General features: G+C 69.3%; 26 protein-coding genes and 3 tRNA genes. 3 read left to right on the top strand and 26 right to left on the bottom strand.

The features are described from left to right. Nucleotides 1-27: 27 nt before the first annotated feature. The 8 genes from N801_RS10590 to N801_RS21365 form a co-directional block, all read right to left on the bottom strand. Complete coding sequence (locus tag N801_RS10590; protein WP_035937447.1) at nt 28-846, bottom strand: nuclease-related domain-containing protein; 819 nt, start codon at nt 844-846, stop codon at nt 28-30. Nucleotides 847-1,586: 740 nt separating this feature from the next. Continuing rightward, nucleotides 1,587-1,859: a DUF7669 domain-containing protein gene (locus N801_RS21980; RefSeq protein WP_439330536.1), complete on the bottom strand. Its 273-nt coding sequence runs from the start codon at nt 1,857-1,859 to the stop codon at nt 1,587-1,589. A gap of 20 nt (nt 1,860-1,879) precedes the next feature. Next, on the bottom strand, nt 1,880-2,416 hold the full coding sequence (locus tag N801_RS10585) for a hypothetical protein (RefSeq protein WP_035937445.1): 537 nt from the start codon (nt 2,414-2,416) through the stop codon (nt 1,880-1,882). Between the two features lie 251 nt (nt 2,417-2,667). Then, complete coding sequence (locus N801_RS10580; RefSeq protein ID WP_035937444.1) at nt 2,668-3,783, bottom strand: DUF4062 domain-containing protein; 1,116 nt, start codon at nt 3,781-3,783, stop codon at nt 2,668-2,670. A gap of 303 nt (nt 3,784-4,086) precedes the next feature. Beyond that, on the bottom strand, nt 4,087-4,347 hold the full coding sequence (locus tag N801_RS10575; RefSeq protein ID WP_035937441.1) for a hypothetical protein: 261 nt from the start codon (nt 4,345-4,347) through the stop codon (nt 4,087-4,089). Between the two features lie 371 nt (nt 4,348-4,718). Further along, nucleotides 4,719-4,841: a hypothetical protein gene (locus tag N801_RS21820; RefSeq protein ID WP_342666917.1), complete on the bottom strand. Its 123-nt coding sequence runs from the start codon at nt 4,839-4,841 to the stop codon at nt 4,719-4,721. 826 nt (nt 4,842-5,667) lie between these two features. Further along, entirely contained in the window at nt 5,668-6,105 is a 438-nt protein-coding gene (locus N801_RS21815; protein ID WP_342666918.1) for a uracil-DNA glycosylase, read from the bottom strand. A 54-nt stretch (nt 6,106-6,159) separates the two neighbouring features. Next, nucleotides 6,160-6,843 (bottom strand): uracil-DNA glycosylase, encoded by a 684-nt coding sequence (locus N801_RS21365; RefSeq protein ID WP_211254711.1) that lies wholly within the window; start codon nt 6,841-6,843, stop codon nt 6,160-6,162. Nucleotides 6,844-6,911: 68 nt separating this feature from the next. Here N801_RS21365 and N801_RS10565 point away from each other — a divergent pair, with 68 nt between their 5' ends. Further along, entirely contained in the window at nt 6,912-7,283 is a 372-nt protein-coding gene (locus tag N801_RS10565) for a hypothetical protein (protein WP_156996683.1), read from the top strand. A 67-nt stretch (nt 7,284-7,350) separates the two neighbouring features. Here the strand turns inward: N801_RS10565 and N801_RS21770 are convergent, their stop codons facing one another. The 17 genes from N801_RS21770 to N801_RS10485 form a co-directional block, all read right to left on the bottom strand. After that, a complete protein-coding gene (locus N801_RS21770) occupies nt 7,351-10,728 on the bottom strand; it encodes an AfsR/SARP family transcriptional regulator (protein WP_035937435.1) in 3,378 nt (1,125 codons plus the stop codon). Beyond that, on the bottom strand, nt 10,725-11,159 hold the full coding sequence (locus N801_RS10555) for a pilus assembly protein TadG-related protein (protein WP_035937432.1): 435 nt from the start codon (nt 11,157-11,159) through the stop codon (nt 10,725-10,727). The genes N801_RS21770 and N801_RS10555 overlap by 4 nt, the downstream gene beginning before the upstream one ends. Continuing rightward, a complete protein-coding gene (locus tag N801_RS21765) occupies nt 11,156-11,590 on the bottom strand; it encodes a TadE/TadG family type IV pilus assembly protein (RefSeq protein ID WP_035937428.1) in 435 nt (144 codons plus the stop codon). The genes N801_RS10555 and N801_RS21765 overlap by 4 nt, the downstream gene beginning before the upstream one ends. Further along, entirely contained in the window at nt 11,587-11,910 is a 324-nt protein-coding gene (locus N801_RS10545; protein WP_245618358.1) for a TadE/TadG family type IV pilus assembly protein, read from the bottom strand. The genes N801_RS21765 and N801_RS10545 overlap by 4 nt, the downstream gene beginning before the upstream one ends. A gap of 128 nt (nt 11,911-12,038) precedes the next feature. Beyond that, nucleotides 12,039-12,227 carry a hypothetical protein gene (locus N801_RS10540; protein ID WP_035937422.1) on the bottom strand — a complete coding sequence of 63 codons (189 nt, stop codon included), beginning with the start codon at nt 12,225-12,227 and terminating at the stop codon, nt 12,039-12,041. A gap of 98 nt (nt 12,228-12,325) precedes the next feature. Continuing rightward, nucleotides 12,326-13,237 carry a type II secretion system F family protein gene (locus N801_RS10535; RefSeq protein ID WP_035937420.1) on the bottom strand — a complete coding sequence of 304 codons (912 nt, stop codon included), beginning with the start codon at nt 13,235-13,237 and terminating at the stop codon, nt 12,326-12,328. Continuing rightward, nucleotides 13,234-14,094, bottom strand: coding sequence for a type II secretion system F family protein (locus tag N801_RS10530; protein ID WP_035937416.1), 861 nt, complete (start codon nt 14,092-14,094; stop codon nt 13,234-13,236). The genes N801_RS10535 and N801_RS10530 overlap by 4 nt, the downstream gene beginning before the upstream one ends. After that, complete coding sequence (locus N801_RS10525; RefSeq protein ID WP_211254710.1) at nt 14,091-15,632, bottom strand: TadA family conjugal transfer-associated ATPase; 1,542 nt, start codon at nt 15,630-15,632, stop codon at nt 14,091-14,093. The genes N801_RS10530 and N801_RS10525 overlap by 4 nt, the downstream gene beginning before the upstream one ends. Continuing rightward, a complete protein-coding gene (locus N801_RS10520) occupies nt 15,629-16,426 on the bottom strand; it encodes a CpaE/TadZ family protein (RefSeq protein ID WP_211254709.1) in 798 nt (265 codons plus the stop codon). The genes N801_RS10525 and N801_RS10520 overlap by 4 nt, the downstream gene beginning before the upstream one ends. A 41-nt stretch (nt 16,427-16,467) precedes the next feature. Continuing rightward, nucleotides 16,468-17,151, bottom strand: a complete 684-nt coding sequence (locus tag N801_RS10515) for an SAF domain-containing protein (protein WP_084108686.1) — start codon at nt 17,149-17,151, stop codon at nt 16,468-16,470. Between the two features lie 25 nt (nt 17,152-17,176). After that, the gene (locus N801_RS19735) at nt 17,177-17,635 is read right to left on the bottom strand and encodes a hypothetical protein (protein WP_084108683.1); all 459 of its coding nucleotides are present in this window, start codon (nt 17,633-17,635) and stop codon (nt 17,177-17,179) included. Nucleotides 17,636-18,093: 458 nt separating this feature from the next. Continuing rightward, complete coding sequence (locus N801_RS10505) at nt 18,094-18,642, bottom strand: hypothetical protein (protein ID WP_156996681.1); 549 nt, start codon at nt 18,640-18,642, stop codon at nt 18,094-18,096. A 260-nt stretch (nt 18,643-18,902) separates the two neighbouring features. After that, complete coding sequence (locus tag N801_RS20205; protein WP_084108680.1) at nt 18,903-19,103, bottom strand: excisionase family DNA-binding protein; 201 nt, start codon at nt 19,101-19,103, stop codon at nt 18,903-18,905. Nucleotides 19,104-19,417: 314 nt separating this feature from the next. Beyond that, nucleotides 19,418-19,489, bottom strand: a tRNA-Val gene (locus tag N801_RS10500). A 20-nt stretch (nt 19,490-19,509) separates the two neighbouring features. After that, nucleotides 19,510-19,580 (bottom strand) — tRNA-Cys (locus N801_RS10495). A gap of 26 nt (nt 19,581-19,606) precedes the next feature. After that, nucleotides 19,607-19,679, bottom strand: a tRNA-Gly gene (locus N801_RS10490). An 80-nt stretch (nt 19,680-19,759) separates the two neighbouring features. Continuing rightward, on the bottom strand, nt 19,760-20,878 hold the full coding sequence (locus N801_RS10485; protein ID WP_035937401.1) for a YihY/virulence factor BrkB family protein: 1,119 nt from the start codon (nt 20,876-20,878) through the stop codon (nt 19,760-19,762). Nucleotides 20,879-20,992: 114 nt separating this feature from the next. On the opposite strand from N801_RS10485, the gene N801_RS10480 reads away from it, so the two are divergent. Continuing rightward, on the top strand, nt 20,993-22,636 hold the full coding sequence (locus N801_RS10480) for an acyl-CoA dehydrogenase family protein (protein ID WP_035937397.1): 1,644 nt from the start codon (nt 20,993-20,995) through the stop codon (nt 22,634-22,636). Nucleotides 22,637-22,639: 3 nt separating this feature from the next. On the opposite strand, the gene N801_RS10475 is transcribed toward N801_RS10480, so the two are convergent. Continuing rightward, nucleotides 22,640-23,509, bottom strand: coding sequence for a polyphosphate kinase 2 family protein (locus N801_RS10475; protein WP_035937392.1), 870 nt, complete (start codon nt 23,507-23,509; stop codon nt 22,640-22,642). Nucleotides 23,510-23,560: 51 nt separating this feature from the next. Here N801_RS10475 and N801_RS10470 point away from each other — a divergent pair, with 51 nt between their 5' ends. Next, nucleotides 23,561-24,244, top strand: coding sequence for a dihydrofolate reductase family protein (locus tag N801_RS10470; protein WP_035937388.1), 684 nt, complete (start codon nt 23,561-23,563; stop codon nt 24,242-24,244). The last annotated feature ends 104 nt before the right edge of the window (nt 24,245-24,348 follow it).

The following is a 24,348-nucleotide window of genomic DNA, read 5'->3' as shown; positions in this document are numbered from 1 at the left end:
GATCCGCTGGCTCAGCGCGAGCCATGCTCAGGAGGCCGGCAACCCGTTGGCGAGCGTTCGGTGAATCTCGGCGATTGTGTCGGCGGTGAGAGGTCCTTCTGCTTGGAGCTTGAGGTAGAGCTTCTTGGGCCACAGGGCGTACACCTCGCGGGTGGTGAAGCTGCCGCCGAGCAACGGCCAGTCTGCTTCGACGAAGCAGAGGACGCCGTGCACCGGCATGCTGGGCTCAAGGAGTGCCCGCACGACCTCGACCTGTTTGAGTACCCCGTCGACGAGCCTGGTGCAGTCGCGCGACCCGACGAGCAGCCGCTCGGCGCGTGGCCGGAAGAGCCCACCGTCGATCTTGACGTCCGGCCGGCCGCGGTACTTCTTGGCGTCGATGACGTAGATACCGGTGGCTGTCACTGCCAAGTGATCGATGTTCGCCCTGCTCCGGGGCATCCGACGGTCGTGCAGCAACCGGATAGTCTCCGACGCGAGGTGGTCCAGGCCCCCGCCAAGCTTCTCCTCGCCCAGCGCGCCCGTCTTCCAGGCCGTCGTGGACTGCGGGTCGTCAGAGATGGCGAGGATCAGACCCCCGAGCTTGGGGTGCTTGTTCCGGATACGCGCTTCACGCGCAGCCTTGCGCCTTTCGAACTCGCGACGCGCTGACGCACCTGCGGTTCCAAGGTCAACCGTCTGAGGAACAGAGATTTCGGGCTCTTCCCCGGCTGGAAGCGCACCGTGCGCATACAACTCATGGCTGACACATCGCACCGTTCTGGTCGCCTGTTCGTAGATCGCCTCGGCTTTCGCCGGCAGCTCTGACCCACACACCCGGCACGTCCCGGCAAAGCGCAGGCGCATGCGCTTCTCCTCAGTTCCCCCATCCACGCCGCCACCGTAAAGGGCCTCGGCGCTCGTTGGACGTGGTTGCGCCATTTCGCCGCCAAGACCTCCGGCATCTACACACTGTGTAGGGCGCCCAACCGGTCGATCCACCACACCTCGATTAGTGCCGCAGCGAGCGAACCCGCTGTTTGGCTGTGGAGCTCGCGGTAACGCGGGAAATCCGGAAGCACGATCACGCTGCGCCAGGTTGGCTGTTTGCTTCGCAGCCGCGCAGCCGCGTTGCCGCGAGCACGGCTTGGGCATACCAGTGACCAGCCTGTGTGCTGGGTGTCGTGCGCTTCGTCTCGGTGGCACGAGCAGGGTCTGCATAGCGCCTGCTCGGGAACCCCTTCACCTCGACACCCACGGTCTGGCCGTCGCGAACCGCAACCACGTCGACGCCGTGCTCCTTGGTTGCTGTGTTCGCCACCGACAGAATCCGCCATCCCTCAGTTACCAGGGCCGCGACCAAGGCGGACTGAAGCTGGGCCTCGGTGTGCCACTCGGATGGGTCCTCGGACTTCGACGGTCGAGCAGCCGCTGCCGGGAGCCCTTGCACCGGGAAGGTGGACGTGTCTTTGGAGACCGGTTGCCCGCCAACACTCTGTGACTTGGGCTTCGGACTTGTCTCACGTTGTCTGTCCGCGCGCCACCGCTCGAGCTCCTCGTCGGTCGCTCGACGGAACAGGCCTCGATCGACACGGGCAAGGAATGGTTCACGCTGGGTGAACTGCGATCTGTCTCCCACATTTCCAGCACGCCCCCCGAAGGTGGGTTCGCACCGTTCTATCGTTCGCCTTTGACGGCGCATGGCGTCTGAACCACGACAGCGCCTCCTGCGAGGTGAAGGGACCGGACTGCGTCGCCGAGTACTGCTGCAGCAACTCCCAGACCGTCAACGTCTCGCTAGTGGGTACAGTGATGACACTGCCAGATGCGACTGACGGCGACTCAGGAACAGGGGCGTGACCTTGAGCAGGCACCTGCATCTGCCCGCATCACAACGCCGCTAGGCCAGTAGATCTTCGCGCAGTGCTGGCAGCAGAAGGAGGAGGTCGCCGGAGTCGCCTCCACCGAGCCCGAACTTCGTGCCGTCTCGATACGTAAGGTCGATGGACGTTCGGTAACGCCAGGTTCCGCTGACCTCGCTGCTCCACGCCTCATCGCGGTTGTCGTAGCCACGGGCGACCGGAACTTCCATCCGCGTTAGGTCTGACCTTCGGATCAGCCTGACGTCAACCGTGCCCTCATCGTTGTGAAAACCGGCCCACTGACGCTCTTGAACGTTCTGCAGCGTTGCCACGGCAAGCAGTCGCTGGCCAAAGACAGCGAGCGCGCCCACAAGGCCCTCACCCTCGTCATTCTTGGCGTAACGGACCGTTGACTCGACCCAATCGATCGGGGCCTCGTCACCAATCAGCGCGGCGATTCTCTCGAGAACGTGCGTGGGGACGCTTGGGCGAAGTCCACGCGGGCCGCGGACCTTGTCGTTCAGAGCCCGCAGCCACAATCCGTGAGGATCCTGCGCATCTGCATCTTGAGTCATTCGACTCCTCCCTCTGTCTGCCCAGCATCGTGAAGCCCTTCTCTCACAGTCTGCTCTTGGTCACTGACACTGCAGGAATGGGCCCCGGCGGCGTCCTTCTCGAAGGGAGGACTGTGGTAAGGCCGACTCTTAGACACGCCGCATCTGTTCGGCGAAGGGACTACTGCCAGCAGTTTGCTAGACGTGGCGGCCGGTGTCGTGCGGACGAGGGCCTTCCGGTGCGGCCTGGAACTGGTCAGCGAGATCCGCCGTCAGCCTGATTGGAATGTAGCCACAAGGGCGGTAGCCAACTCTCGACCGAACTCGTCCGCACCGTTGTCGAACGCAGCCGCCGGGACGCTCTCGTCTGGGACCACCCTGATCGGCCGATCTCCCAAGACTCCGAAGCTGGTGCTCGTCCTGCTCGAGCTGGGGAGAGATCCATCGACCACGGTAAGAAGAGATCCTGTGACGCCAATCGCAACGACGTACCTACCAGCGTCGGAAATCGCAACGGAGCCCGCCAACCTGAGGGCCCGAGTGCATGCTTCGGCCAGGTCGTCCAACTGCAACATGCCGCCCATGCCGTCGCTCGGCAGAGACCACGAGACTGATACTTGGCCCGTGGGCGTCACTCGCACGCTGCGAAGCGCACCAGGCGCCACGGTGCCCATCGACCCACGAGCCCCGAGCGGAACGTCAACTGCGGCGCCCCCGGCATCGACCTTCGGGTCCAAGCCGGCATGGGCCGGTACTGAGCCGCTCGCTCTGAGCGCCCCGATAAGCCGATCCGGCATGGCTCGCATGAGGCGACCTGAGACAACGGCGGGACTGAGCGGTGCAACGTGTAGCTCGACCACCCCGCCCTCTCGAACACCGGCTCGATGGTCGGGCCAGTCCGAAAGCCACACGAACTGCACGGGGTCTGTAAGAGACTGATAGTCAAGCTGCCCAGGACGGGCGGACAACTCGCGAAGAGCGTCAGCCACCTGAGTCTGCAGCTCACCGACCCCCTCGAACGTCGCCCAGAACGAGCCCGTGCCGTAGTCACCGATGGCGTCCGCGAGGGCTCGCTGCTCGGGTTCCATCTCGACGCCAGCCTTCACGAACACAAGGCGTGGAATGCCTCTCTGACGCGCCCGCTCATATTCGTCGCGGGTGGCGGACTGTCCCGTCTCAGGGAAGGTGTGGCCATAGAACTCGCCCAGCAACAGAACGTACACATCGGCTGCGTCGACGCCATCCATGCAAGCCTGACGGCTGGGCACCGCCTGAGCAGTGAACTGTTCGAACGCTATCGGTTCATGACCGATTGCCTTGACAAGACCAGGCAGCGCGTCCCGCTCGGCCTCCAGGCCCTGCCGCACGCTACTGATGAACACCTTCATGGCGTCCAGTCTGCCGGTTCCCGGAGACACAGCCACAACTGCATCGGCATCCATGGTGCCGGCACATGGCAAGCGTCGCTTGCGGCGCTTCGCCACGTGCAGGCGCGGCTCGATCGAGCGGGGCGCCCCACCGTCCGCTCGCCCACCTAGACGAGCCGCGTGTACGCACAGGCCCCGCGCCGCCAAGCAGCAAGAGCGCGGTGGTTTCCAACTTCACGCCACGCGAGACTGGCAAGATCCACAGGGCCAGCGGATCAGGTGATGATCGCCCCTCACCTCCGCGTCGTCAACGGTCCTACTCGCTCAAGACTTCGACGGGACGAACGTGAGGCTGAAGTACTCGTCGCTAAGCACCGACACGTCTCTAGCCATCACTACTACCCATGAGCCGTCCGGAATCCGAAGCTCGAGATCACCCCAAATGCGTAGTTCCTCGACGCCCTGAGCGTTGCTGTAACTGAGCCGGCGACCAGTCGCCGCAATCAGTTCAATAACCTCAGACTCGTTGAGCCGAAATGTGTATCGCACCGCCTTTGCTGGCTGGCGGAGCTGGAAGTGGGTCACGGCTCCAAGCATGCACCCTTAGGCCTCCACCGCACAGGCATGTTGCAGTGTGCGCCGGCCTACATCAGCTCATCGGCCGGTCCAGACGATCGACCTGCGTCTCGTCGCGCTTGCACGGCACCGGGGTTGGTAGCAGAAACAGGCATGCTGGTCTCGTGACTCACGACGCGGCGGCGATAGTCGCCCACACGATGATGTACGAAGATGCCGCCTGGGCAGCCGACATTATCTACTCCGCCCAAAAGGCCTCCGAGCGCGTCGCGGCGCTGCTTCCCACGCTGCTCATCGGAACATGGTCGCGCATCATCTACGAGGGCTCCATCGCGCTGAAGTCACGCAACGCAAGCATCGCTGTACCGGTCCTGGCCGACCTACTCGAACACCAGCATCGCGATGTCCTCGCTCGCGCTCGGCACTCCACCAAACTCCTCGACGACACTAAGAAGGGCTACGAGGAGGTCCTTGACGACCTCACTGCCTATCACGCCGCCCACCAGGCGCAGTTCACCGGCAATGCGGTCCCCTTCGCCCGATGGTTCGAGTGCGACCTAGGCCTGACCACGCTCGATGGACACCTGGTCGGCACCACCATCACCACTCACATCCACCTCGGGCAGCCCCCGACGCTGATCAGCGACACCGACGCGATGGGCGCTGCCATAACCGCCGCATCCATCGAGCAAGGCAGCGCGCTGGCCGTCCTCCTCGGACTGGGCGGTCAATTCGAGCCACGCCCCACGCTCGATTTGTCCGCCTTGAACAAACTCAAGGTACGAGACCGGGCTTCCGCGCGCTACCTGCGAAATCGATACGACCCCTCGTTCCCTCCAGCGCTCAAGTTGCTACTTGTGGGCATCGAAGCCGACCTCGGTACGTGCCAGCACGTGCTCCCTGTCCTCGAACCCGGGCACGCGGACACCGTGTTCCGGGCCCGCGTTGCCACGCTATTTCACGCCCTCAACGCGCTGCGCGAAATCGCCACGCGGCATGCCCGTCCCGACGGCAGCTCGCACCCTGCCTTGGCGAGCGTCGTGAACGACACTGCCGTGCAGCGCCTTGCGACCGCGCCGGCACGCACTGTCCGCAACCGATGCGTGCACTACGAGATCCGCAGACCCATTGCCGGCCAACGCCCGCGCCACCGTCGACCGTCGACCGTCCGATCCCCTAATCCCGCGCGACCTGACGCTGCGGATTACCGTCCGCGACCAGCCGCCGCACCAACGCCCAATCCTCCACTGAGATCACCCATCCAATCTGTCTGGGTGGCCTCGTTTTCGACCGTCGCTATGGCCTCGTTTTCAAGCGTCGTCGACATCTCTACCGAGTGGCCCGGAAGGCCGCCCAGTCGATTTCGCCGCGGCCAGCTTCAGCGAGCGCTTGGTTCGCCTTCGAGAACGGCTGCGTCCCGAAGAACCCGCCTTGGTTTGCTCCTTGAGGCGAGGGGTGGGTGCCCTTAAGGATCACGTGGCGGGTCTCGTCAATCAATGGTTCCTTGGCCTTTGCGTCTACTCCCCACAGGATGAAGACGACCTGCTCCTGCTTGGCACTGACCGCTGAAATCACCGCGTCAGTGAAGGTCTGCCAGCCCTTGCCATTCCACCTCCACTTTCGGTGGACATCCTTCGCGTCACTGCCCGCGCGTACCGTCAGCGCGGTGTTAAGGAGCAACACGCCCTGCTGCGCCCAGCCTTCGAGGTTCCCCTGAGGAGGTGGGGGGACGTCGAGATCGGACTCCAGCTCTTTGAAGATGTTCACCAAGGACCGAGGAATGCCGACGCCGTTTGGAACCGAGAACGCGAGACCATGTGCCTAACCTGGGGTCGGGTACGGGTCCTGACCCAGAATCACGACCTTGACATCCTCGTACGAAGTGAAGTCGAAAGCGGAGAAGGTCTGGCTCGCAGGCGGAAAGACTTCGTATTCTTCGCGCTCGGCGGCGACGAATGTGAGGAGCTGTGACCAGTAGTCCTGCTCGAGCTCACCTTTGAGATGCTTGCTCCAGCTTGCAGGTAGCAGGTCTTCGCCCAGATCAGACCTCCACTTCTCGGTGCCTTCGCGCCTCTGCTGTTGATCGGCCGCCCACGCCGCAAGCCCTTCGGCCTCCGTTGGGTCGCTGTCCGCCAGGAGCGCCAAGCCCTCGCCCTCCCGTGCCCACGCTTCTGCCAAGGGATCGATAGGAAGCCGCCCCAGTTCGCCCATAAGCTCCTCCAAAGAGCCTGGCGCGGAACCCAGGTGATCCGCCACTCCGTCCTCAGTGACAACGAGCGCGCCGCCCACAAGCGGCTGCTCGGGCTCTTGCGGATCGACGTAGCTGATGACCCAAACGCGGAATCGTCGATTTAGCGTGGCGCGCGACACCACCCATGGCGAACCCTCGAGTTGCAGAAATTCAGCCGCACGCCTCTTGGCCTCCTGTGCCTTGATCACAGTGCTCCCTTCGGCGAAGTCGGAATCCCAGTCCTTCTCATCATGGCCGACCGCATCGGCATGCACCGCGCTTCCGCAGCTGTTGGACCTGCGTCTCTTCGCCGCGTGTCGACCGGGTTCAGAGGCTGATGTGGGTGCGTCGTGGCGCGGAGGGCAACGAAGCGCTCGCAGGCGAGGATCAGGCCGAGATCGCACGCGTCATGTTGTCTTTGCTGACATGCGCAGTTGCGGTTCAGGCCAAGCTCACGGGCCATCAGGTTGCTCTTCCAATGGGACTCAATCTGCTGATGGTGACGTCAGGGGGTGTTCTCCCCGTCCACTTCGAGCACTGGTGCCTGGGGGTTCCGGCTCCATCCCTCGCTGCCACCTTTGAGCGCCGCGTCTCCACCATCACCGTCGGCGACGTTCTTGTAAAGCTCGAACATGCCTGCCATCGTGCCTCCTTCCTCAGGAAGTGGTGCCGCTTCGAACAGGAGGCGGCTGCCGCGGCTGCCTGCTCGTGGTGACGCGCCGCCCCGAGGGCGGGGCCCTGCCCACCGGTCACGCCGTCGAGAGCTTCGCTGGCTGGCGGGCCTATTGGGTGCCGGTGCGAGGGTCCACTCTCGCCTGGGCAGGGCTTTCGGGTGGTGGGTGGAGCGTCGTTGCGCCGGACGCTTGGTCATGTCCGGTCCAGGCGCGGGCGTTCAGGATGGTTTGGGTGCGCGCTGGGAGGTCCATGGGGGGGCCTTCGTCGTCGGTGCGGTTGGCGACCTGGTCGCGCAGGATCCGCTTCGCTCGATCCGGGTGGCCCTCGGCGCGGGTGACGGCGGCGAGGTCGAGGTGGGGGATCTCCTCGGCGGGGGCGGCCAGCAGGGCGGTCTCGGTCGCGGTGCGCGCGGTGCGGGTGTCGCCGTGGCGCAGGGCGTGGGTGGTGACGAGGTGGGCGACGTCGACGACAGCGCAGCTCAGGTGGTGGTCGAGGCGGTCCCCTTCGTAGAGCCAAGCCCAGGCGTCACCGCTGAGCTGGCTGAACGGGGGGCCTTGGACGAAGTCGAGGGCCTGGGTGAGGTCGGTGATGCCGTGCTGGCCGCAGGCTTGGCCGCGGGCACGCAGGCGGCGGAAGAGGTCGGCGTCGACGAGCAGGTCCTGGACCTGGTAGATCGCGACGCCGCGGCTCTTGGCTTCGGGGGTGCGACGGGCGTCGGGCAGGTGCGGTTGGCCGGTGCGGGGGTTGGTGCCCAGCCAGTCGCGCACGGTCTTGGCGTAGCCGCGAGCCTTGGCGGGGGTGATGCTCAGCGCGTCGGCGAGCTCGTCGGGGGTGGCGCCGTGGGATCGGGTGCTCAGGTAGGTCAGGACGCCGGTCATGTACGCCTTGCGCACGGCCAGGGGGGTGCCGCGGGTGCGGGCCCGCACCGGCCCGAGCAGAGTCAGGCGGGGCAGGGGGCAGTCGTCGGCGAACCAGGCGGCGACGTCCGCGTCGAGGGTGGGGTCTGCGTCGTGCAGGGCGTCGCGCACGGTGGTGGGGACCTTGGGGGCGAGGGCGGCGAGGTCCTCGGTGGTGGTGGCCGCGGTGGCGACGTAGTCCTGGTCGGGGTCGGGCAGGACTGACGTGGTCGCGACGAGGATGTGCTTGTCGGGGGTCTGCCGGGGAACCGTGTGCTGCCGGCGCAGGGCGCCGGCAGCGTCGGTGTAGGAGCGCCACCCGGTCGTGGCGGTCTCCTCGATGGGGACGGGAGTGTCGTCGAAGTCGGCGCCGGCGGCGAGCAGGGCTGCGCAGCCTTGGGCTTCGTCGCGGGTCAGGCCGACGGCGACCAGGTCGAGCCCGGCGTGCGGGAGCCGGACCCGGCCGGTGCTGGTGAGCTCGACGACGACAGCGCCGGGGGTGTCGAGGGCGCCGCCGTAGACGACGCTGGTGCCGGTGGCGCTGCGGTGCTGGTCGACCAGGTGCAGGAGCTGGGTCAGGGCCGGCGTGGGCTCGGCGGTGGCGTCCAGGAGCAGCATGCGGGGGGCCCAGCTGTCGGCGCCGGCCAGGTGCGCGCGGGCGGTCGCGACGTCGTTGTGGTGGTCGTGGGCGCGGTCGATGGTGTTGACGGCGTGCGCGAGGACCTCTGCGGCAGGGTCGGTGCCGGTGGTGTGCGGGCGGATCCGGTCGGGGTTGAGCGCGGCGACCTCGGCCGCGATGCCAACGCAGTCCAGGGTGACCCACGCGGACCAGGGGTTGCACGCGATCTCGGCGGCGAGGTAGCGGGCGAAGTCGTCGCGGTAGGTGGCCTCCCCGGTGAGGGTGATCGTGAGGTCCTCGCAGTTGAGCAGCCACACGTGCCCGCTGTCGCTAGTGCCGATCGTGACCAGCAGCGGGTAAGGGGCGGGCTGGTCGGGGGTGAGGTCCCCGAGGTCGGCCGGGTCGGTGCCGGACGGAAGCGACCAGCGGGCCTGGTTCCCGAGGTCGGTCCACGGAGAAGCGAGCTGTGCGGGGGCGTCGAGGTGCAGGGTCAGGTCGTGTCGGCCGATCTCGACGGCGGCCACGCACGGCATGGGCAGCCCGGCGTGCGCCCGGGCGGAGGCGAGGCGGCGCAGGACCGCGTCAACGAACTCGACGGTGGGCTGCGTGGTGGAGGCGATCGTGGCCAGGGTCTTCTCGACCGGGGCCAGGACCGGTGGTGGGGTGGCGATGGTGCGGCCGGGGCGCCGGTGGCGGAGCTGGACGGCGCGGCGTTGCCGCAGCAGCATCCACATCGACCCGGCCAGGACCGGGCCGCCGACCAGGCCGGCAAGCACCCACGGAGCCGCAGTCTGGGTGCCCTCGTCAGGGGCGGTCCGTGTGGCTGTGTCGCTCGGGTCGCCCGCCGGGGGGTGCGTGCGGCTGGATGCGGCGGAGGCCGAGGGTGCGGGTGCGCCGGGGCCGTTCACGCTGGGGATGCTGCGGCTGCCGGGAGCCGCGGAGGCCAGCGGGCTGGGGTCCGCGGGCTTGGCTCCGGTCCCCGGCGTGCCGGTCTGCGGGGCGTCGGGGACGCCGAGCGGGGGCGTTTCCGTCGCCGTCCGCGCGGGTGCAGCGGGCGCCCCTGCGCTGGTGCCGGGGATGGTCAGGTGCCACCCGGGGTAGATCCGGTCGGGGTCGCGCAGGTGCCGACCGTCGGTTTGGCGGGTGTGCCGGGATGCCTCGACGATGTCGGGGTACCGGTCGGGGTCGCCGAGCCGGTCCTGGGCGATGTGGCTGAGGGTGTCCCCGGTCTGGACGGTGTATGTCTGCGCGTTCGTGGGTGACGCCGTGGTTCCCGCCGCGTTCTGTGTGTGCGGAGGTAGGTGCAGGACGGTGCCGGGGTGGATGACCCAGTCCGGTCCGTTGACGCCGGGGTTGAGGTCGGCGACCTCAGCCCACCGATGCCCGTCACTGAGCTCGGTGGTGGCGATCGACCAAAGCGACTCGCCGCGGGAGACGGTGTGGGTCCTGCCCGGGTCGGCTTGCGCCCTGGCCACCGTGCTTCTGGCCGGGTGGGGTGTCGCCTCCTGATGCAGGTTGGCGGTGCTGGGGTGGGTTGCGGCGGGTGAGGCGGTCCATGCGGGGGCCGCCGCGGCGGCCGGTGCGGCCGTCACTGTGGGCAGGCCGACGGTGGGGCCAGCGACGAAGAGCAGGACGGCGGCGCCGACCAGGCCCCGGGCGGCGGTTTGGGGCAGGGTGAGGCCGGGCAGGTGTGGGGCGGTGACGCCGCGCACCCGGGAGAGCAGTTCGAGGGCAAGGGTGGCGGCGAGGAACGCCCACGCGAGCCAGGCGACGACGGTCAGGACCTGCAGGGTCAGGGTGCCGTCGTCACGGGAGGTCAGGGCGGTGACGGCCTCGTCGAGGGTGGGGACGTGGTCGGGGACGGGGTTGGCGCCGATCGCGACCAGGGTGGCGGGGATGCCGATCAGGACGGCCAGAATGGTGAGGGTGGCGGTTAGGCCGAGCAGGCGGGCGCGGATGGTGTGGGTCATTGCTCGACGCCTCCGACGGATCGGGTGATGCGGGCTTGGCCGTGGCCGGTGACGGTCATTGAGGTGATGCCGATGATGCCGAGGAACGTGGTTGGGTAGGTGTCGCGGACGTTCACGGTGACGGTGGTTCCGGCGGTGACCGTGACGGTTCCGGTCAGCCCGGATGCGGTCAGGTACGCGGTGGCGGCGTGGCGGGCGAGGTGGGTGTCGGTGACTGCCCCTTGGCCGCGGACCGCCGCCGACGCGTCGAGCTGTTGGCCGCCGGTGCGCGCGGCCTGGTCGGCGACGGCGCGGGCGTGCTGCTGCGCGTGGACCTGCCCACCGAGGTCGACGGCGAGGCCGACGAGGACGATCATCGCGAAGCCGGTGGTGACCAGCCAGATGCTGATCGACCCCCGCTCCTCCCGCTGGGCTCGTCGGTGGCCGGTCATCGGCGTTCCCGGTAGGTGTCGATCGGGGAGCTGGCGGTTGCGGTGACCGTCCTGGTGCCGGGGACCCCGGGCACGGCCAGGTCAGCGAGGTTGACCACGCACCGCACGGTCGCGGTCACGGTGGCAGGGGTACCGGCCGTGGCTGTGAATCCGGCGGTGTCGACCGTCACCGCGGTGGAGACGCAGTTGACCTTCTGGCTGGCCAGGCTCGAGGTGGCCGCGGAGCCGGCGGTGCTGGAGGCGTCGGTGGGGGTGCGGGCGATGGAGGCGGTGCGGGCTGCCTGGGTGGCGGCGGAGTCCACGGCCTGGGTGGCGATGGCGACCCGCCCGGCAAAGATGATCAGGCCGACGAACAGCAGGAAGGCCGGCAGGCCGATGGCGGCCTCGAGCGCGGCCGAGCCCGCCTCGCTGCGTCGCCGGGGCGCTGTCACCGGGTGATCCTCTCCACGGGCATGCTGGCGGACTGGGTGATCGTCGGCTGCCACCCGGGGATGACGCTCAGGGCCACCCCGCGCACCGTGACGGTCGCGGTGTTGGCGGTGCGGGCACCGGTGACCGTGGCAGAGGTGAGGGCGTCTCCGGCGGTGTCGGCCACATACTGTCGGGCGGTGCTGATCGCGGCGCTGGTGGTGCCGTTCTCGGCGCAGGCGGCGCGGGCGCCTTCCTGCGCGGCGGCGATGGCCAGGGTGCGGGCGTGGTAGGTCAGCGCGGCCTGCATTCCCAGGAACATCACGGCCAACAGAGCCGGCATAAGGATGACCATCTGGATTGAGGTCGACCCCCGCTCTGAGCGGCCCCGGTGCTGCCACGACCACGGACGCCGGGCACGGTCGCGCGCGGGCCGGTCGGGCAGGCGAGGGAGGGTCACGGGGTGGGCCTTCAGGTGATCTTGGCGGCTTCGCGGGTGACGTAGCTCGTGATCGCGAGCACCACGATTCCGACGATGGCGATGACGGCCACGGCCCACAGGACCTGCTCCATGGTCACCGACCCCCGTTCGGGGAGTTTCGAGGCTCGGTGGCGCAGGCGGATGCCGAGGGTGTGCAGGGCGGCGGCGAGGTGGTGCATTACGGATGTTCCCTTCGGTGTGCTGCTCCCGGCCGGGCGGCGCGGGTGCGAGGTGCTGACTGGGATGCGTGCTGGTGGGTCTGGGGTGGGCGTGGCCATCACGGGGCGCCGCCCATGACGCGCAGCAGGGCGGGGGCGACGAGGATGGCCAGGAAGATGACGCCGAGCAGGCTCATCGGGATGGACATCCGTTCACCGATCTCGTTGGCCTTGGCCTTCTCGGTGGTGAGCATCGCGGTGCGGATCCCGGTGGAGCGGGCCCGCAGTGAGGCGTATACCTGGGCGCCTTCCTCCCCGGACAGGCGCATGATGTCGGCCAGGTCGTCCAGCTCGGGCAGGCCGAGCTCGTCGCTGAGGGCCCGCAGCGCCTCCCACGGGGTCAGGCCGGACCAGCGGGTGCGGGCCAGCTCCTCGCTCAGGCGACGGAACACCCACGAGTCGCCGACCGCGGCGGCCGCCTCCATCGCCTGCCGGGGTCCGGAGCCGTTGTGCCGTTCGAGGGCGACGAGGTCGATGTAGGCGCCCAAGGCGCGGGTGAACTCGGCCCGGGCCTTCTTCGCGTCGTCGCGGGCGTTGTGGTCCGGGACCATGAACAGCACCGCCGCCAGGGCGAGGCTGCCGGCGAGCGGGACGTAGAACGGCAGGCCGGCGCCGAGGACGTTGAATAGCACGGTCAGCAGGGGCGGGATCGCCAGCCCGAGCAGCGCGAAGCTGACTTTCTCCCCGTAGAACCGTGACACCGGTGTGCGCAGGATCGCCAGTTCCCGGGTGGGGGTGCGGCCCCACAACGCCGGTGGCAGGACCCGCATCCCCCACGCCCCGAGGCGCTGTGTGGAGTCCCGCTCCTGCGCCGGTACCGGGTGGCGGCGGGCATGCTCCGGTGAGAGTCGTTCGAGGGCGTCGCGGAGGTCCGGCTGCGCCGGCACGAGCCGCCACAGCAGCAGGGCGACCCCGAGCCCGATCAGGGTGCCGGCGGTGACGGCGAGCTGGAGGCTGGTCGGGGCGGTCATGAGGCGCCCTGCCCGGCGTTACCCATGAACCGGGGCAGCGCGGCGCCGGTGGCCATGCGCCGCATCCACACGAGCGTCGCCACGTACAACCCGAGCAGGCTCGCAAGCAGGATCTGCCCGAACGGGGACCCGTAGGGGGCGACGTACTGACCGGTCAGGGCGAGAAAGGCCAGGACGCTGACGGTGATGACGGTGACCCACCGGGCAGTGGCGCGCGGCTTGGCCCGGTCAGCCTCGATCTCGCGGCGGGCCCGCACGTCGGCCGCCACGGACTCGGCCAGCGCGTCCAGGACGCTGGCCAGGCCGGAGCCGCGGCGGCGGGCGCCGAGGATCAGGTTGGCGGCGACGACGTCACCGGTGGCGTCGTCCAGGTCGTCCGCGAACGCCCGCAGCGCGTCCTCGGTGGCCCACCGCGCCCGCAGCCGCGACGCCAGGCGGGTCACTTCGGGCCGGATCGGGGCCGGGGTGGAGCGCAGCGTGGACAGCAGCGCCTGCTCCAACCCGACACCGACGGTGAGGACCCCGGACAGGGCCCGGGTCCACTCCTCCATCGCCTCGAGCCGGTCGATCCGAGCGGTCGAGGCTGGTGCGGACAGCAGCACCGGCAGCCCGGCCACAGCCGCAGGCAGGACGAGGACGGCAACCCACCACCCGGTCAGGACAGACACCATCACCCCGGCCGTGAGCCCGGCCAGCAGCAGCGCCCGGGTCCTCGGGGTCAGCGCGCTGGGCCGGGTCAGCGGGTGGGAGCGTCGCGGTGACGGGGGTCGGGGCGGGGTCGGTCGCAGCCCGACGACCAGGCCGATGAGCCCGGCGACGACCAGTGCCCCGGCGACGGCGGGCACCAACGGGGTCATCGGGCGGCGCCTGGGGTCGCGGCGACGAAGCCGTCGAGGTTGAACCCGTATCTGGCCAGGTCCCGGTAGGAATCGTCCAGGACGTGCGGGGTCGCGGCCTGCTCGCCAGGGACGGTGCGGAACACGCGCTGGGTCGCGTATCCCTTGTCCTTCTCCCCCGGGGCGACGGTGATGATCTCGGCGACCCACCGGCGCCGCTGCCACACCCCGTCCCGGGTGGGAGCGGTCTCGAGGTGGACGTAGACGACGACGTCGATCGCGGCAGCGATCGCCCGCACCGCGTAGTCGTGGGTCACGTGCGCGCCGGCCTCCATCGCGCAGGTGACCAGCTTGGCGATCGCTCCTTCCGCGGAGGGGGCGTGGGTGGTGGAGATTGACCCCGCCCCGGACTCCATCGCCTTCAGCATCGCCAGGATCTCGTGTCCGCGAACCTCCCCGACGATCTGCCGGGACAGGTTAAACCGGAACGAGTCGAACAAGGCCTCGGACAGGGTGAACTCCCCCGCCTGCCGCCCGTCCGGGCCACGCTCCCCGGAGCCGGGGCGGGCCTCCCACGCCACCACGATCGGGTGCTGATCCTTCAGCTCGTGCAGGTGCAGCTCGTACTCGGTCTCGAAGGTGCCGATCGCTTCATGCGGGGGGATCTCAGCGCAGAGCGCCCGCACCAGGGTCGTCTTGCCGGCCCCTTGGGCACCGGCGACCACGATTGACCTGCGGGCCTTGACCGCCGCCGACAGAAACGACGCGGCGACGTCGGTCAGGGTGCCCATGCCGACCAGGTCCTCCAACCTGACGCGCCGCAACCGGTGCCGGCGGATCACCACGCACGGGCGCGGGGTCACCCACGCGGCGGCGGCCAACCGGGCGCCGCCGTCCAGGCGCAGATGCAGCCGAGGTTGCGCCTGAGAGAAGGGGCGGGCGTTGACCTCGCTGCGGGAGGCCAGGAAGACCAGGAAGTCGATGAGCTCGGCGTCGGAGTCGGCGACGGCCGGGCCGGGGACGAGCTGTCCGTCGGTCAGCTCGAGGGTGACCTGGTCGTGGCCGGTGATGATGATGTTCTCCACCGTGTCGTCGTCTACCAACGGCTGGAGCCGGCCCAGCCCGAACAGGGCGTTGTCGACCGCGGTGGCCATCGCGGCCTCCTCCGCCGGGGACCAGGTGGGGGCACCCACGTCAATCCGTTCGGCCGCCTCGCCTTCGAGCAGCTCAACGATGATCGCCCGCCCCCGGCCCCGCTGCTCGGCGGCGGTTGTCCGGGCGCGGTCCTCACCCAGGGCGGCGGAGAGCCGATCCGAGGCCTGCTGCCTCAACGCCGCCACCGACGGCCAGTCCAGCTCGCCCGCGAACGATCGAGGCAACCGCCGCGTCACCGGCCCCGCGTGGGAGATCCCGTCGCCGTTCGGTGCGGGCGCCGACGTGGTCGGGGTCATCGAGAACGAGCCACGCACCCGACCCGGACGTTGAGGGAGCGCAGTCGCGAACAGGGGCAGGTCGCTGGGGTCCGGGTTCGCCGTGGTGTCGATGCTGTCGGTACTCATGCCGTCCTGCCCGCCCGCCGCTTCCAGCCCGCTCTGACCTCGCCAAGAGCAGGCGACGCTTCCGTGGTGCTGCTGAGCTGCTTGGTGGTGCGGCTGATCTGGGAGAGCACCCCGTCCTGCGTCGAGCGCAGCGACCGCGATAGTGGCGACCGGTCGAACCCGCGCGGTGCAGTGCCGCCGTGGGAGAACACGGTCGCTGAGTCCGTATCCCACGCCAGTGATGCCAGGACCGGGAGCTCGAGGACCTTGCTCACTTCCTTGGCCTGGTAGGGGCGGCCCGCCCCCACCGTGAGCAGCGCCACCGCCGAGCTGCCGCCCTGCTGCTCGAACCCTTCGCGCACGCTCTGCGCCCACGATCGTGCCCCGGCCAGGGCGACCAGGTCGGTGCGGGTCACCAGAAGGCACAGGTCCGCTGCGTACATCAACGGTTCCGGGGCGCCGACCAGCCCCAGTCGACCCGCATCAACGATCACGTCCTGCCCCATCGCGTCCAGGCTCTTCAGCGTTGCCGCCAGTGGTTCCCATAGCGACTCCAGTGACCGGGCCTGACCGTGGGCCGTGGTGCCGGCGATCATCGTCACGTTCGTGTCCGGGACCTGCATCGCCACCCACGGGATTGCCTCGGCCAGTCCGCCGGCGCGGTGCGCGAACGCCAGGTCGATCAGGGACTGCGCCGGGCTGGTCTGCCCACGGAAGTAGCCGGCCAGCAGCGCCGACCCCCCGGTCGGGTCGGCCTCGACGAGCAGGACCGGGCGGCGCCACGTCAGGGCCAGGCCGAGCGCGGTCGTGGTCACGCCCGGGGACCCGGACGCGGACGTCAGCACGATCAGGGCCATCAGCGCTCCCGGGAGTCCAGGACCAGGGCCACATTTCCGGTCGCTGCACGTGCGGCCAGCTCGGCCGCGTTCTGCTGCGCGACCTGGACGCTGACCACGTTCTGGCCGTTCTCGTCGTTCATGCGCACCCCGACGACGGTCGCGGCGATCGTCACCTGCTTCCCGGCGATCACCTCACCTGACTGGCCAGGTGTCGCCACGACCCGCACCATGTCCCCAACCAGGAGGGGTTCGCCGGGCATCTGGGACGCCGGCAGTCCCACACCCACGATCGACATTCCCGCTGGGGGCAGGACCGCGTCGCTGACCTGTTCCAAGGTCACGAGGGTGCCAGCGGCCATGTCAGTCGCGGCACGCTGGCCGACGACCGCGGATGACTGTGACGCCGGTATCGGGTGCAGGGCCGGGTCCGCACTGACCTGCACGCTCATCACGTCCTGCGCCGAGACTAAAGCGCCGCGCTCGACCGCGACCCGCATGGCCAGCACCGACTGGGTGTTGCTGGTCGAGGTCCACGCGAACGCCGCCACCAGCCCCCCGAGGCAGATCGCCGCGACCGAGGCCGCGATCAGTGCCGGGCGGCGACGCAGCTTGGGCGCAGGCGCGACCCGCACGTCCGCCTCCGCGGAGGACGCCGCGACACCATTCACCTTGGCTCCGTTGTGGTTCGTGGTGGTCGTCATCTGAATTCCTTTTTTCGCGGACCGGTTACTGAGTGAGCACTTGCGCCTCACCCACGGTGATGCGCACCGAGTTGGCGAACTGCAACGGGATCGACCCGCTCTGCCCGAGGCCGGACCACTGCACGCTCCAGTAGGAGCGGGCCCACACCCGGTACACGCCTTGGCGGGTGTAGGTGTACCCACAGTCCGGGCTGTCCTGTCTGCCGAACGAGTCCTCGTACGGGGTGCCCGGCGTGCGGCAGACCACGACCTCGCCGTCGCCCATCGACCACACCACCTTGGTGGCCTTGGCTGTAGCAGTCACTGTGTACGCCCCGGCCGAGGCGGTCTTGGTGTTCGGACCCCAGGTCGACGGGCCGGGGTTGGTGTCCCACATCCACACCGGCATCCCCACCAGGCCGACGCGCCCTGGTGTCGGCTCCGGGACGATGCCGATCGAGACCGCCTTGAGGTTCATCGTCGTGATCGCCTGCCGTGCCAGCACTTGCGGGTCCGGTGGAGCACCCGCCGGTGGCTGCGCCAACCAGATCTGGAAGACCACCGCAGCGACCGCACCCACATTGACCGGGCGAATGCACTCGTAGATCTGCCCCTCACTCCGACCACCCCACACCGCGTCGCTCGACGGCGGCTGCGGTGAGGCCGCCCTGCAGTACGCCTGCTGAGACTGCGACCACCAGCCACCGTCACTCGAACACGGCACATCCTTCGGGTTCCCAAGCAGGGTGTAGGTGCATGTCCTCTGTAGTGCGGGAGGCGAGCTCCCGCCCCCACCAGGACCTTGAGGGTCCCCACCCCCCGGGTCCCTGACAGTGATGATGCAGATTCCTCCCCGGGGATCAGGTTCTGATCCCGGCGGGCAAACGATTGGGTCCGCCCAAGCTGTTGATGCATCCCCTGCAATTAGGGCGACAGCAACCAGTGCGACCCTCGCTATTCGCCTCAGCATGACGTGCCCTTGAGCGTGTCCTCAGTGACGAAGAACCCCTCGGTCGCCCTTACGACCTTGTAGCTGTAGCGCTGCTCGTCCGGCCGATTCGGATTTACCTGCGAGGCGCCCGTTTCGTCGACCAAGTCAACGGTGCTCACGTCAACGCACACCATCACCGTGAAGACCTTGCCGTCCTTGGTCGTGGCCTTTACGTCACTGAGGGAAGAGTTTCCCTTCTGCACTAACCCCTTGGCCACGTAGGTGCCCAGAACTGTCTGCATCTGGGCTCTGGCCTGGTCACGGGCCACCGGGTCAAGCAGGTTGAGACTCTTCGTCGGATTGGCCGCAAGATCGTCGACAACCCCCCAGTACTTCACCACGGCGTCACCGGCCAGCCGAGCGTCCCGCTCAGCCGGGGTCTCGATCTTGGTCTCCGACGCGGACGGGGACGGGGACGGGGTCGGCGTAGTCGTCGACGTCGTCACCGAGGGCCGCGACGAGGTCGCTGTCCGGTCGGGTGTACCAGCGCCGTTGCAGGCCGGGACCAGCAGGACGGCCATGCCGGCAATCACAGCGGCCGCCGGGAACCGCCTCAGTGCGTCTGCTACCCGACCGCGCATGAGAACCTCCGAAACGGATTCCATCAACCCGCCATGCACACGGGCTACAACTACGGTGCCACGCGTCTCGGAATACTTCTCGTAAAGAGCGACATTGTGGAAAACCCGAGAGCTGCCTGTTGGCCTGTGGACGGGCCGCTCGCCCGGCCCCCATGGACCAAGGCGCGGCCTGCGGTCCGAACTGCCCAAACCTGCGGCCTTCACAGCCGGGAGAAGCCGGTGGGGATGGGAACCAGCAGCTGGTCGACGTCTCCGGGAACAACGCGAATTAGCCGCCCGGTCCGGTAGGCCGCCAGCTGCCCACACGCGATCCGTCGACGTAGTGTTCGGATGCTGACACCTGTGCGGTCAGCGGCGTGGGCAAGGGACTCGTACGAGCGGTGCTGGGCTGTCGGGTTCATGAGGCACCTCCTACGTCCCTACGCAGGTGGGCCTGCCCTTGGGGGCCACGTACAGCTCGACAACTTCGGAGACCCGGACTGATGTCGAACCGCAAACCTGCTGCCCTCGCCAGATGGCTCCCAGCTCCACGGACACCTCGGAGCCGTAAGCGAAATGACACAACAACGAGCGTTCGCGGTCACACGGCGGCAAGGGGTCCCGTAGCCCGATCGGCCTGAGAAGACGTTCTCATCCGACACGTATCCGACACGCTGCGGAACATGCAACAACCCCTGAGCAGCATATTCGCAGGTCAGGGGCTGTTTTTGACTTGTGGGCGATACTGGGATCGAACCAGTGACCTCTTCCGTGTCAGGGAAGCGCGCTACCGCTGCGCCAATCGCCCCCGTGAGGGGTTCGTACTCGAGGTGGAGACGGGATTTGAACCCGTGTAAACGGCTTTGCAGGCCGCTGCCTCGCCTCTCGGCCACTCCACCAGAATTGAGGGGCGGCTTGCCCTCCGAGCGGATGACCGGGTTCGAACCGGCGACCTCAACCTTGGCAAGGTTGCGCTCTACCAACTGAGCTACATCCGCACTTCGCTCCACTCGGTTCCCCTTGTGGCGTGCGGAGAGACATTAACTGATGGGGCGCGTGAACTCCAAATACGCTGTCCTCAGCGCCCGGAGCCGACCCGGATCCGCGGGATGACGAGGGTCTCGTCGTCGCTGATCGGGGTGAGCGGACGGCGTGCGGCGTCGCGTATGCCGTCCAGGTCGAGGTCGTCGTCGGTGGCAGGTCCGGTGTCCTCACCGTCGTCCCCGTCGGCTCCGTCGTCCGTCGCGCCCGCCGTCGGCCCAGACGTCGCGGGGCGGAGCCAGAAGGCGAACCGTTCCCGCAGCCCACGCTGCTCCGAGGACGGCCAGAGGTTGCGGATGCCGGCGTTGAGCGCGGCGCCGATGAGCACCGCGATCGCGAGCATGTAGAGCCAGATGAGCAGCACGATCGGTGCACTGAGCGGGCCGTAGATCGAGGTCCCGCCCAGCGAGGCGGCGATGGTCCCACGCACCGCGAACGACGCCACCACCCAGATGCCCAGGGTGACGCAGGCCCCCGGGAGGTCCCGGGTCCAGGGGCTCCGGCGCGGCGTGGACACGTGGTAGAGGCTGGTGAAGGCGGCAATGACGAGCAGCGACACGACGGGCCAGTAGAGCGCCGTGAGGAAGTCCCAGCCCTCCGGGAGGAACTGTCCGAGGAGCGTGGGTCCGATGAGCACCAGCGGGATCATCACGACCCCGACGAGCAGCGCGACGACGTAGAGCGAGAAGCTCAGCGCCCGGGTCGGCACGATGCCCCTGAGCCCCGACTGGCCGTACATGATCGAGACCGTGTCGACGAGGACGTTGAGCGCCCGGGACCCGGACCACAGCGACAGCAGGAAGCCCACCGAGATGAGGTCGAAGCGGCCGTCGGTGAAGACGTCGTCGACGGTCGGCGAGAGCGTCGTCGAGATGACGTCCTCGGTGAGGAAGCGGGCGGCATACTCACTGACGGCGACCCGCACCTGCTCGACGGTGTCCTGCCCCAGCCAGCGACCCACGTAGCCGACCCCGCCGAAGAGTCCCAGGACGAGCGGTGGCAGCGAGAGCAGCGCGAAGAAGCCCGCCTCGGACGCCAGCCCGGTCACCCGGTAGCGCAGGCAGATCCGGATCGTCTCGACCGTGAGGCGCGCGAGGGCCAGCAGCGCGGGGAACCGCGCCAGCCAGCCACGGAGGCGTCGCTTCGCATCGGTCACCCGGCCACGCTATCTGCCGTCCCCCGGCGGGCCGAGCGGTGACACGGCGGCCCACCGACACGAGCCGATCACAACCGGCTCCCCGAGGGTCGCTCTGGGACTACCGTTCGGCGCGTGCACACCGATGACGTGGTCAACCAGGTGCCCGACCTCGTCGGCCACGACCTCTTCTCCACCGACGCCGTCGCCGTCGAGGCGATGGCGCGCTGGGGCCGCCCCGAGGACGTCCCGGCCCTCGCCGACCTCGGCCGCCGCGCCGGCAGCGCCGAGGTGCAGGCCTGGGCCGACGACGCGCACCGCAACCCGCCCCGCCTGCGCACCCACGACCGCACCGGTCGCCGCGTCGACGAGGTCGACTACGACCGGGGGTACCACGACCTCCTGCGCACCGCCGTCGGCCACGGCCTGACCGCGGAGCCGTGGACCCGGCCCGCCGGCACCGGAGCCCACCTGCGGCGAGCGGTCGGCTTCGTCACGTGGTCGCGCGCCGAGGCGGGGCACCTCTGCCCCGTGTCGATGACCTATGCCGCCGCCCCCGCCCTGCGCTCCTCCCCCGCGCTCGCGGCCCGCTGGGTCCCACGTCTCGCCTCCCGCGAGTACGACCGGGCGCTGGCGCCCGTCGCGCAGAAGCGGTCGGCCATCGCCGGCATGGGCATGACCGAGAAGCAGGGCGGGTCCGACGTGCGTGCCACCCTCACGCGTGGCGTGGCGACGCCCGGTGGCCCTGTCGATGGCGGTGAGACCTTCCGCCTCACGGGGCACAAGTGGTTCTTCTCGGCACCGATGAGCGACCTCTTCCTCGTCCTCGCGACCACCCCGGCCGGGGTGACCTGCTTCCTCGTGCCACGAGTCCTCGACGACGGCAGTCGCAACGCCCTGCGGCTGCAGCGGCTCAAGGACAAGCTCGGCAACCGGTCCAACGCGTCGTCCGAGGTCGAGCTCGAGCAGGCCTGGGCCGTGCGGGTCGGCGAGGACGGGCGGGGCATCCGCACCATCATCGACATGGTGTCGTCGACGCGGCTGGACTGCATCCTCGGGTCCTCGGCGACGATGCGGGAGGCCGTCGTCCGCGCCGTGCACCACGCCCGCCACCGCTCGGCGTTCGGCGCCCGGCTCGTCGACCAGCCACTCATGCGCAACGTCCTCGCCGACCTCGCCATCGAGGCGGAGGCCGCCGAGCTGCTGGGACTGCGGATGGCGCACGCCGTCGACGCCGGGGAGGGCGAGCTCGCTCGCCTCGGCGTCGCGCTCGGCAAGTTCTGGGTGTGCAAGCGGACCGCGCCGATGGTCGCCGAGGCGCTCGAGTGCCTCGGGGGCGGCGGCTACGTCGAGGAGAACGGCCTGGCCCGCCTCTACCGCGAGGCCCCGCTCAACTCCATCTGGGAGGGCTCGGGCAACGTCGGAGCCCTCGACGTGCTCCGGGCCACGACCCGGGAGCCGGCCAGTGTCGCGGCGCTCGACAAGGAGCTGTCGGCGGCACGGGGCCACGACCCCCGGCTCGACCGTGCCATCGACGAGGTCCCCGCGCTCGTCGCCCAGGCGGCCACCGACGACGGCCCGTGGCAGGCGAGACGGATCGTCGAGCACCTGGCCGTGACCCTCCAGGCGACGCTGCTGGTGCAGCACTCCCCCGCCGCCGTCAGCGACACCTTCATCGCCGGCCGTCTCGACCGGTCCGGCCACGGCGCGACGTTCGGCACTCTGGCCGACCACGGGACGGCCCGGGTCACCGAGATCCTCGACCGCACCTTCGCCTGAGGATCAGGGCATCTCGGCGAGCCGGCGCTTCTCGACCTCCACGTCGAAGTCGGCCTTCGGCCACTGCGGGTCGAGGCGCTCGAGGTGCTCGAGGACGAGGTTGGTGACGGCGAGCCGGGCGTACCACTTGCGGTCGGCGGGGACGACGAACCACGGGGCCACCTCGGTCGAGCACTGGTCGACCGCGGCCTGGTAGGCCTCCTGGTAGTCGCCCCAGTAGGCCCGCTCGTCGAGGTCACCGGGGTTGAACTTCCAGTGCTTCTCCGGCCGCTCCAGCCGCTCCGACAGGCGCGCCTTCTGCTCGTCGCTCGAGATGTGCAACATGACCTTGATGACCGTCGTCCCGGAATCGACGACCTTCTGCTCGAACGCGTTGATCTGGGAGTAGCGACGCGACCACTGCCCGCGCGGCACGAGGTCGTGGACGCGGACGATGAGCACGTCCTCGTAGTGCGACCGGTCGAAGACACCGATGTCTCCCGCACGCGGGAGGGCGTTGCGGATCCGCCACAGGAAGGGATGGCGCTTCTCCTCGGCGGTGGGCGCCTTGAACGACGTGATCTCGACGCCCTGCGGGTCGAACGCACCGACGACGTGGCGCATGATGCCGCCCTTCCCGGACGTGTCCATGCCCTGGATGATGAGCAGGACCGAGCGGGTGCCGCCCGCCTTCGACTCCGCGTAGAGGCGCTCCTGGAGGTCGGCGAGCCGGTCCCCCAGACCCGCGAGCGCCTCCTCCCCCGCGGCCTTGTCACCGTCGAAGCCGGGGGTCGACCGCGCGTCGAGCGCGAGCAGGTCGAAGCCCTCACCCGCGCGCAGCGCCTCGGTGAACGCCGTCGGGGCCGTCTCGCTCGCGCTCTTCGTCTTCGCCATCTCGGCATCCTGTCAGCCGCAGCGTGGTCCGTGGGGTGTCAGACTCGCCCGATGCGCCTCCTCCTCGACACGCGTTCGCGGCAGCAGCCCACCGGGGCCCTGGCCGACGACGACCTCGCCCGGCTCTATGCCTGGCCGGACGGCGGCGGCGTCCGCGCCAACTTCGTGTCGACCCTCGACGGCTCCGGAGTCGGAGGGGACGGCCGCAGCGGGTCGATCAACACCGACGCCGACGGGCGGGTCTTCCACCTCCAGCGCGACCTCGCCGACTGCGTCCTCGTGGGCGCGGGGACGGCCCGTGCTGAGGGCTACCGGCGTGGACCCACGCCGATCGTCGTCGTGAGTCGCAGCGGCCGCCTGCCCGAGTCGCTGGCGACCGGCGCCGGGGACGTCCTGCTCGTGACCTGCGCGTCCTCGGGCCGGGTCGAGGGGCCCGAGGTGTGGGTGGAGGGCGACGACCTGGTCGACCTCCAGGCCGTGGTGGCACGGCTGCGGGAGGCCGGCATGCCCTGCGTCCTCACCGAGGGTGGTCCCCGGCTCTTCCATGACCTCCTCGACGCCGACGTGGTCGACGAGCTGGCCCTGACCCTCGCCCCGCGGATCGTCGGCGGGGACCACACGAGGGTGGTGGCCGGAGACTCGCTGGGCGGGACCTCAGGGCTCGACGTCGAGCTCGTCCACCTCGTCGAGGAGGACGGCTCCGTCCTCGGCCTCTGGCGCCTCCCCCGCGCTTAACTCGCCAATTCCTCCCCTCCGGCCCGCGACACACACGGCGTGTCCGGACCTACGGGGAGGAATTGGCGAGTTAGGGGACGGGGTGGGGTGGGGGTGGGGTGGGG

The sequence above is a fragment of the Knoellia aerolata DSM 18566 genome, from assembly GCF_000768695.1.
Lineage (GTDB): Bacteria > Actinomycetota > Actinomycetes > Actinomycetales > Dermatophilaceae > Knoellia > Knoellia aerolata.
The sequence above is the reverse complement of the archived record's forward strand: the minus strand, read 5'-3'. Positions and strand labels throughout refer to the sequence as shown.